The sequence below is a fragment of the Mesorhizobium sp. M2A.F.Ca.ET.037.01.1.1 genome (assembly GCF_003998075.1).
Lineage (GTDB): Bacteria > Pseudomonadota > Alphaproteobacteria > Rhizobiales > Rhizobiaceae > Mesorhizobium.
Genome location: NZ_RZSA01000162.1, coordinates 1 through 9,039, shown reverse-complemented (window position 1 = coordinate 9,039; position 9,039 = coordinate 1). Strand labels below are relative to the sequence as shown.

Below are 9,039 nucleotides of genomic sequence, written 5' to 3'. Positions count from 1 at the left end.
CACCGCGCCGCAGAGTTGCCGGTCTGGCTGCACAGATACAATTGGCACCGTCCCCACGGGAGCCTAAAGTCCAAAACACCTATCAGTCGCCTCGCTCTAACCGAGGACAACCTGTTGAGGCTCCACAGCTAGCGATCCCACCAGTTGAGTTGCTCCAAGTCGGTGTCTAGCTTTCTACATTCTGTGTCCGACGCTGGACAAGAATGTTGCAATCCCGACCAGCAAGTCAGCGCAGGCGCCACCTGTTGCCCAGCAAACGGCAAGGATTATCGAAAGACGAATTCGGCACGGAGCTTGCACCAACGATTGCATGCAAATGCCGACAGCATCTCATGAACGGTCTCTCGATTCTGGCGCGGTTAAATCGCGGCCGGTTCCAGATCATGTCCCGCCCGAAATGGTGAGGGACTTCAGCCTGTTTACGTCGCCCGGCATGTTGCCGACCGCTAACGGGGATCCGCATGCAGCGGTTGCTTGCGTTCATGCCGGGCCTCCGATCTTTTATTCAACCAGCAACACGCGCGACGGTCGGGGTACCTGGGTCATCACTCGCGCGAGCGACCAGCGCCGGGTGCTGCAGGACACCGAAACGTTTTCCAGCCATCGCAGCATCTTCGCCTCTGTGCTCGGCGAGAGCTGGCCGATGATCCCGCTTGAGCTCGATCCGCCATTCCACGGTGTTTTTCGCTCACTGCTCAATCCGCTGCTTTCGCCAAAGCGGGTAATGGCATTGGAGCCGGCTGTCCGGGAACGAGCGATCAAGCTGATCGACAGGATCGCCGCATCAGGCACGAGCTGCGACATCATGAAGGATTTTGCAGTTCCGTTCGCGGTCAATATCTTCCTTCGCTTTATTGGGCTTTCGGACAACGGACTAGAAACATTTGTCGGCTGGGCTAGAGATCTGCTCCACGGCGATAAGGAGCAACGACCACCCGCAGCCCGGACGATCGTGGCCTTCATCGACGAACTTGCCACCGAGCGCCGCAAGGAGCCGGTCGATGATTTCATGACCTTCATCGTGAAGGCAAAGGTCGAGGGTCGTCTGCTCAGTGACGAAGAAGTCCGTGGCATCGGCGTGCTTGTGTTCGTCGCGGGACTCGACACGGTCTCAGCAGCCATATGCTTCGACTTGGCCCATCTCGCGCGCAACCCCAAAGATCAGGAATTGCTACGAAGCGAACCGGACCGGATTGCCGTCGCTGCGGAAGAATTGCTGCGCGCCTATTCGACCATTCAGATGATCCGAGTGGCAACGAAGGATGTCGACTTCAAAGGCGCGCCGATCCGCAAGGGAGACTATGTTTCCTGTGCCACGATGATTGCCAATCGTGACCCGGCGGAATTCGAATGCCCGAATGAGATCGATCTGGCGCGCGAGGACAACCGGCACGCTGCCTTTGGCTATGGTCCCCATCGTTGTCTTGGCTCACACCTTGCCCGGCGGGAGATTGTCATTGGCCTGGAGGAGTGGCTGGCGCGCATCCCAGCCTTTCGGATCAAGACAGGGACTGAACCTATCACCTTCGGCGGCCATGTGTTCGGGATCGAGAATCTGATCCTGGACTGGTCCTGAAGTTTCAGCCAACGACATTGGAGTTCGCTATGCGTGTCGTCGTACATAAAGCCAGATGCCAGGGTCATGCGCGCTGCTGGGCGCGGGCGCCGAGAGTCTTCAAGCTTGATGACGCCGGCTACATCTTGCCCGGTGATATTGATGTTGCCGATGGGGAGCAACTGCTTGCCTCAAAAGGGGTACGAGCCTGCCCCGAACAAGCTCTGGAAGTTGACGAGCCCCCCGCTAACTCAGTTGTAGAGAGAGACACACGCAAAGTGCAGACTGGCATCGGGAAGGATAAAACAATCATACAATTCGCGACAGACCCTGTCGACCACGCGAAAATTACCGAACTGCGTGACCGAGAGGCGATCCGCAACTGCCTGTATCGGTACTGCCGCGGGATAGACCGCGCCGATGAGGCGGCGCTGCGTAGCGCATACTGGCCCGAAGCGTATGACAGGCACGGTCCCTATTGCGGACCGGCAGAGGACTTCATCCAATTTGCTCTCGGTCTGCCGGGGCACCGTAACATCCATCAAATCACGAACAGCCTGATCGACTTCATCAGTTCAGCAGAGGCCGCGGTCGAGAGCTATTTCACCGCGCTGCAACGCGGACCGGATACAGACCAAGAAATACGTCAGACGCTGCTTTGCGGCCGTTACTGCGATCTGTTTCAGAAGAGGCAGGACGAGTGGCGAATTGCGGAACGGACAGTCGTCTACGATTGGGTTGAGGAGCAAATCCCGCCAGCGATTCTTGAGGCAGATAGGTTCGGCCGGCGACAGCCGATTGGAGCACAACATCCAGACGATCCCATCTACCAGTTGCTCAAGGGTCACATCCCCACCGACCAAGATGGCGTCGAGGGTCCCCAACTGGGAGCTGCATAAGTGGGTAGAAATGGAGGATGAGCGCCCTACGGGAACGACATCTGTGTGGGGCCGCAACTGGCGGTCACTGCAACGATTTGGCTCGGCCCTTCATTCCGCCCAAGGTTGATGGGCTGAGATCACAAGCGGTCATCGTGGAGAAGCTCTCGTGAAACTGGCAGCACGCACCGTAATCATCACAGGCGCTGCGGGCGGGATCGGCCGTGCCCTGGTCGATATCCTTGCCGCGGACGGAGACACTGTAGTTGCGGTGGACCTTCCGGGCAGTGGTGTGGTTGAACTGGCTCGGGATCTCGGGTCGCCGCACGTCGGTCTGGAGTGCGATGTGTCGCGAGAGAAGGACATGCTCTCACTTTTCGGCCAGGTCGAAGCACGGTTCGCGCAAATCGATGTCCTCATCAACAATGCGGCGGTTGGACCCACGATGGATAGGATCATCGACACCGCTGTCGATACCTTCCGACGCGGCGTGACAGTGAACCTTATTGGGCCATTCGTTATGGCCCGGGAAGCGGCGCGGCGCATGAAGCCGGGCGGTGCGATCGTCAATGTGGCTTCGATGGCGGGCGTGGTCGGCAATCCCAGGCGCAACGCCTACGCAGCCTCGAAAGCTGGCGTGATCTCGTTGACAAAGTCCCTTGCATGCGAGTGGGCTATGCGAGGAATCCGCGTCACGGCGGTGGCGCCGGGCTCCGTCCGCACCCCAATGGTCACAGAACTGGCACGCGCTGGCAAAATGGACCTCGCGGCGATACGCCGCCGCGTGCCGATGGGGCGCTTGGCTCGCCCCGACGAGATCGCCAGGGTCGTGCGTTTTCTGAGCAGCACGCAGGCGCGCTACATCACCGGCTCGGTGCTGGCAGTCGACGGAGGCTGGATGTCATTCAACCAGCCGGGGGATGCTCACCCGCCGGTGGATGGTGCGCTCCAAGCCGAGCTCTCCTGTCCGGCCGAATGCACAGATGCGCGAATCGTGCTCGTCACCGGTGGCGCAAAAAGCATTGGCGCGGCCGTCGCTCGCCGCTTTGCCGCGAACGGCGACACCGTCGTGATTGCTGATAAAGATGGCACTGCAGCGGCAGAGCTGGCTACATCGCTCCCCGGCAAGCATCTGGCGAAATCGCTGGACGTGGCCGTCGAGAGCGATGTGGTGTCGATGTTCGAAGAACTGAGGGGACGCTTCGGGTATATCGATGTTCTGGTCAATAGTGCTGATACCGCCGACAGGATTGTGCCTGCGATCGAGCAACTGTCGAAACAGCTCGAACACGTCCTGGATGTCAACCTTACCGGCGCCTTCACCTGCGCGCGCGAAGCGATCAAGGCTATGCGCCCGGGCGGCGTGATCCTCAATCTCGGGTCGATCGACAGCTTTCTGCCGTTCGCGCCGCGCCATGCCTACGGCGCCTCCAAGGCGGGGATGGATATGCTGACCCGTTGCATGGCGGCCGAACTCGGGCCGGTCGGAATTCGGACAGCCACCGTCGCTCCTGGCCACATCCGCACGCCCGCACTTGCTCAGTTGGCCAAAGCCGGCCGCATCGACCTGACAGCAATCGGACGACGCATCCCCATGGGCAGGATGGGACGGCCAGAAGACGTCGCAGATGCATCGTTCTTCCTTGCTTCGTCTGACGCCTCATACATCAACGGCTCGATCCTCTACGTGGACGGCGGCTGGACCTCGTTCGGTGATGCGGGAAACGCCAGCGAACTCTATGACGAATGTTTTGCGGAGGCCGCAGGTTAATTGCCAGGCCTTCGCAGGGCGACCGGCCGAGCATTATGAAGCCTCGGCTCCACGACGCACCTGAGGTGCTTGAGATCCAAGCATGTGCATGCCGAGCACATTCCCGGTCGGCTGACGTGTCTATAACGAGGAGAAATCATGGAATTTGCCACTTTCATTCTGGCCGCCCAGCGTGGCTATCACCAATCCTCAGAAAGCGTCATCCGCAACTCCATCGAACAGGCCGTCGCTTCGGAGCAGGCTGGGTTCAACACCGCGTGGTTTGCTGAGCACCACTTCAACAATTACAGCCTCATACCATCCCCGCTGATGATGGTGGCGCACTGCGCCGGCTTGACAAGCACGATTCGCCTGGGCACTGCCGTCTGCGTGCTGCCGCTTTACCAACCGCAGCGCCTGCTGTCCGAGATCGGCTTCGCCGACATCGTTGCGAACGGCCGTCTCGAGCTCGGCGTAGGCTTGGGATACCAGCAGTTCGAGTTCGAACGGTTCGGCGTGGACATCGATGAGGCGCCGGCCGTCTTTTCGGAATACCTGGACATCATTCTCAAGGGCCTCAACCAAAACGTCTTCGAACACGACGGCCAGTATGAGAAGATCCCCCCAACAGCGATTTCGGTCCGCACAGTCCAGCAGCCGACGCCGCCTATCTGGATCGCTGGCGGAGCCGCACGGATGGCTCGGGCCTACCGCGAGGGGCACAATTTTTTTGTCACAGCCTTCCACGACGGCTTAGAGACTTTGACCACACTGCGTGAATCAGTCGAGAGGGCGGCGGCATCCGAGGAAAAGAACGTCACCGACGTCAAGATATCGCTGCTGCGCTGCTGCTATGCCAGCCACGACGAGTTGGAGATCAACAGCTATCTCGACAATGCCCGCTTCCAGCGCCGGCTTTCTGAAGCCCTGCATCAGCGCCGCCAACAGAGCCACGATGGCTACCTGCTGCAGGAGACACCGACCCAGCAGGATCTGTCCTTCGAGACCATGCGCAAAAATTTGCCGATTGGCAGCGTAAATCGCGTGATTGATCGCCTGCTGGAAGAGATCGATATCTTGAAACCGGACCAGATCGCAGTTCAGACTCAATTGGGCGACTTCGACCAAAAGACGATGCTGCGCCAGATCGAGCTCTGGGGCGACAAGATCATCCCTGCGGTCAACAAGGCGCTTTGTCATGCCGGAAGCTGAAGCCGGCCGTTACGATGATGGCTGCCTATCCAGCGCGCAATGGCGTGGGTCCGAGCTAGGGAGGAGCTTCGATCAGCATGTGCTGCCCTGCGTACATTCACGTTCGCTTGAGGAGGTCCAGGCGGGCGAGGTGTTGGCGACGGAGGGGACAGGCCTTTCGTCTGTCGAATTGCGTGATGTCTTGGCCGCAACTTTCCCGTCTACCTCCAGCAGCGTATTCGCTTTGGAGGAGTTGAGCGAGCCCGAGCCGGAACTGGAAGAGGAGCTGCTACGCCGGCTGCTGCTAGCGCATGCTGCGCCGGCCGACCCGGCGAGCGGCCGCTTGGCCAAGATCATCGCCCGGCGTGCGATGCGCACGGACCATCTTTGGCGGGATCTTGGCCTCTCAAATCGCGCTGAGCTCAGCCGCCTGCTTGCCAGACATTTTCCCGCGCTGGCGGCAGGCAACACAGAAAACATGAAATGGAAAAAGTACTTTTACCGCAAGCTGTGTGAGGCCGAAGGCTTTTCGTCATGCACTGCACCCAGTTGTCGGGAATGCCAGGACTTCGAAAGCTGCTTCGGCCCGGAGGAAGTTGAGAGTCGCCTCTCGCCGACCAGGAATGCCGGTTAGTCACTTCGCTTGATCGCAGCTGCGGACAAACGCTTATCGCGGCGCCGTAGTATGGAGGAAGGGATGTTCATCGCCTCGCGATATTTGGTGACGGTACGGCGAGCGACATTGATGCCGGTCTGCTTGAGCTGAGCAACGATGTCTTCGTCGGAAAGTACCTTGTCGAGCGATTCTTCGGCGATGATTGCCTTGATCCGATGGCGGACAGATTTGGCGGAGTGCGCGTCGCCGCCCTCGCAGGATGCGATTGTCGCTGTGAAAAAATACTTCAGCTCGAACACCCCGCGCGGAGTTAACATGTACCTGTTCGAAGCCACCCGGCTTACCGTCGACTGGTGCATTTTGATCCCGTCAGCGACATTTTTGAGACAGAGAGGCCGCAGATGGGCGACGCCGTGTGTAAAAAAGGCATCCTGCTGGCGCACGATTTCGGTCGCAACCTTAAGGATCGTCTTAGCGCGCTGCTCGAGGCAGCTGATCAGCCAGTTCCCTTTTTCCTGGCAATGGTCGAGAAACGCTTTGCCTTCCGGATTTTGATTGGTCAGCTGCGAGATTTCGGCGACATAGGTGTGGTTGATCAACACTTTGGGCAGCGTGGCCGGATCAAGCTCCACCCGCCATCCACCTTCGGACTTGGGCATTACCCAGACGTCCGGTACGATGGTTTCCGGCGTCCCGGACTGGAACCGGTCTCCAGGCTTGGGATCGAGCGCGCGGATTTCGTTCCTCATGTCGAGGAGATCCTCCTCGTCGACTCCGCAACGCTGCTTCAATCCCTGAAAATCCCCCCGTGCAAGCATCTCGAGATTGGCGACCAAAGCTGCCATAGCCGGGTCGAACCGGTCTTGCTGGCGCAGCTGAATCTCCAGGCATTCGCTGAGAGTTCGCGCAAAAATCCCCGGCGGATCAAATTGCTGCAAGATTCCGATGACCCGTTCCACATCAGCTTGCCGAACGTTTAACCTCCTGGCCAGATCGAAAAGGTTTACCTGAAGATAGCCAGTGTCCTCCAGATGGGCGGCGAGCTGTCCGGCAATCAGCCGCTCCTGGGGGGTGAACGGGGTGAGGGCGACCTGGCGGGCGACATGGTCGTGCAATGTTTCGGTGTGGGCGGTAAACTCCTCGACGGCAGGTCGATCGTTGCCGCTACTGCGTTGCGACTTCCATTGCCCGCGCCCGCCAGACGGCCCGCCAATGGGCGATTCGCCGATTTCGCTTCTGCTTTGACTGCTCCGCTGATCCACCCCTGACAGCGGCGAATCGTCGTCAAACGGGTCAGGCTTCAAAACGGGGTTCCTCTCGAGTGCCTGCTGCACGAGCTGATGGAGTTCAGTATGCGTCAATCGCAGCAAGCGAATAGCTTCAATGGCTTGAGGCGATAAGACCATACGTTGCTTCTGGCGTTGAAGCAGGCTTGCTGAGAGATGCATGTTGAACCGTAATCTGCCGAGGATGCTCTAGTGTGTGCTTGGGTTGTGTGAGACTTGCCACTTCTGGGTCATGCCGCCGCCTTCAGTTTGTCGAGAACGTTTTGCGGGGATGAAACGCCATAGGGGTCCGTCTCGCAGTTGTCACAGAAGCCTTCCTCCTCGAACCACTGCTCCACCACGCCATCGTCGATCAGAGCGGCGTATCGCCAGGAGCGCATGCCAAAGCCCAGATTGTCCTTCGCGACCAGCATGCCCATTTTGCGCGTGAACTCGCCCGACCCGTCTGGGATCAGCTCGATCTTCTGCAGCCCCAAGGACTTTCCCCACGCATTCATGACGAAAGCATCGTTGACCGAGACGCAGTAGATCGCGTCAATTCGCAGTTCCAGAAATTGATCATAGAGTTTTTCGAAATCGGGCAGTTGGAAGGTCGAGCAGGTCGGGGTGAAGGCGCCAGGCAGCGAGAACAGGATGACGCGCTTGCCCCCGAAATAATCGTCGGAGGTCTTGTTCTCCCACCGATAAGGATTTGGCCCCCCGATCGACTCATCGCGAACACGCGTGCGAAAGGTCACGAGAGGAACGTTCTTTCTGTCGGTCATTGATTTGCTCCCAGGCCAAAGTGGTACGGTGCATTTTTCGGTTAAACTGAAGCGGCATCGACTTCGGTCGACAGTTCCGGCAGCCTCGCGCCTTGGCGTGGTTGCCTCGGACCGGTCTTGTGCAAGACCGCCCCCGAGCAGGCACGTTTAAAGGCGACGAGCTTCCGCGGAGACGGGGAATTTCGCTCGCGTGCTTTATCGAGCTTTGAGAGGTAGGCATGGTCTGCAACCGTGATTTTGACTGCGTTCTATCGACCGAGTCGCAAGCGCCATGCCAATTGACCCGATGCCTTGGGTTCACTTCGGTTTTTGCAGCAACTTTCGTGTTGTGCAGTAATGCCGGTCGATATTATTGCTCAAGCAGCACTGGAAATTGGGTGCGACTCCGTTCGGCAAACCCGGCCTTTGTCCGAAGCCGGACACGAATGTCGGAAATAGCCAAACGCCAGGATCTGGGGCGGGTTAAGAAACGTTGCCGTGGGCACCGGCTTCAGCACAATTGCGCCACGCGAGCATGGCTCCCAGCGTCAATGCCGTGCAGCAGCGAGACGAAGTCACTGCAGAATATCAACCTCTGCGAAGTCGTTGAAACCCAGCATGTGCGAGCCGTTCGAGGCGCAGATCAAGGCATGCTCGAGGAAGAGCTCGTGCTCTCGGCAGCAAGTGTTGCGACGTCTGACAAGGATCGTCGCGCTTCAAGGAAAAGAACCTGAATGGTGCACGGCTTGTGAAGGCCGGCGCATGGAAATGGCTGGGCTGATCATCCTCCATGAGGGTTGAATGAAGAGCTGGCCCCTATCTCCCTCAGCTGCAACGGGGGGAGGTAGGGCATGTCCGTCTATCGCGCTGGGTAACATTCCTCGGTGAGGCAATAAGGGGGAGCAATTTCTCATTTCGGCAGACACGACCCAGCTCTCCTTTCATGCGCTGATTCCCCCAAGGGAAATCGCGACTCCAGGCTTCCTATGCAGCGAATCGCGGTGCTGTCCGATGTCCGAC

Annotated in this window: 7 protein-coding genes and 2 pseudogenes; 7 read left to right on the top strand and 2 right to left on the bottom strand. The window is 58.8% G+C overall.

Annotation, left to right across the window (positions count from 1 at the left end):
- The 7 genes and pseudogenes from EOA27_RS10875 to EOA27_RS10850 all read left to right on the top strand — a co-directional run.
- Positions 1-132: pseudogene (locus EOA27_RS10875) on the top strand (IS481 family transposase); the annotation flags it as partial.
- Between the two features lie 265 nt (positions 133-397).
- Complete coding sequence (locus tag EOA27_RS10870) at positions 398-1,576, top strand: cytochrome P450 (protein WP_164759124.1); 1,179 nt, start codon at positions 398-400, stop codon at positions 1,574-1,576.
- A 29-nt stretch (positions 1,577-1,605) separates the two neighbouring features.
- Positions 1,606-1,728, top strand: a pseudogene (locus EOA27_RS42055) (ferredoxin); the annotation flags it as partial.
- Positions 1,729-1,866: 138 nt separating this feature from the next.
- Positions 1,867-2,454 carry a nuclear transport factor 2 family protein gene (locus EOA27_RS10865; protein ID WP_126083656.1) on the top strand — a complete coding sequence of 196 codons (588 nt, stop codon included), beginning with the start codon at positions 1,867-1,869 and terminating at the stop codon, positions 2,452-2,454.
- Positions 2,455-2,602: 148 nt separating this feature from the next.
- Positions 2,603-4,204: an SDR family oxidoreductase gene (locus EOA27_RS10860; protein ID WP_063169384.1), complete on the top strand. Its 1,602-nt coding sequence runs from the start codon at positions 2,603-2,605 to the stop codon at positions 4,202-4,204.
- Between the two features lie 138 nt (positions 4,205-4,342).
- Positions 4,343-5,395: an LLM class flavin-dependent oxidoreductase gene (locus EOA27_RS10855; RefSeq protein WP_024505249.1), complete on the top strand. Its 1,053-nt coding sequence runs from the start codon at positions 4,343-4,345 to the stop codon at positions 5,393-5,395.
- Positions 5,382-6,008: a nitrogen fixation protein NifQ gene (locus EOA27_RS10850; protein ID WP_029356557.1), complete on the top strand. Its 627-nt coding sequence runs from the start codon at positions 5,382-5,384 to the stop codon at positions 6,006-6,008. The genes EOA27_RS10855 and EOA27_RS10850 overlap by 14 nt, the downstream gene beginning before the upstream one ends.
- Here EOA27_RS10850 and rpoN read toward each other — a convergent pair.
- Both rpoN and EOA27_RS10840 read right to left on the bottom strand, forming a co-directional pair.
- Positions 6,005-7,438 (bottom strand): RNA polymerase factor sigma-54, encoded by a 1,434-nt coding sequence (rpoN, locus tag EOA27_RS10845; protein WP_126063822.1) that lies wholly within the window; start codon positions 7,436-7,438, stop codon positions 6,005-6,007. The genes EOA27_RS10850 and rpoN overlap by 4 nt on opposite strands.
- Positions 7,439-7,506: 68 nt before the next feature.
- A complete protein-coding gene (locus EOA27_RS10840; RefSeq protein WP_029356553.1) occupies positions 7,507-8,040 on the bottom strand; it encodes a peroxiredoxin in 534 nt (177 codons plus the stop codon).
- Positions 8,041-9,039: the final 999 nt, after the last annotated feature.

Bases quoted from the DNA above. Each gene is read 5' to 3' on its own strand.
- EOA27_RS10870 (WP_164759124.1), top strand. From the start codon at position 398: ATGGTGAGGGACTTCAGCCTGTTTACGTCGCCCGGCATGTTGCCGACC.
- EOA27_RS10855 (WP_024505249.1), top strand. From the start codon at position 4,343: ATGGAATTTGCCACTTTCATTCTGGCCGCCCAGCGTGGCTATCACCAA.
- EOA27_RS10850 (WP_029356557.1), top strand. From the start codon at position 5,382: ATGCCGGAAGCTGAAGCCGGCCGTTACGATGATGGCTGCCTATCCAGC.
- rpoN (WP_126063822.1), bottom strand. From the start codon at position 7,438: ATGCATCTCTCAGCAAGCCTGCTTCAACGCCAGAAGCAACGTATGGTC.
- EOA27_RS10840 (WP_029356553.1), bottom strand. From the start codon at position 8,040: ATGACCGACAGAAAGAACGTTCCTCTCGTGACCTTTCGCACGCGTGTT.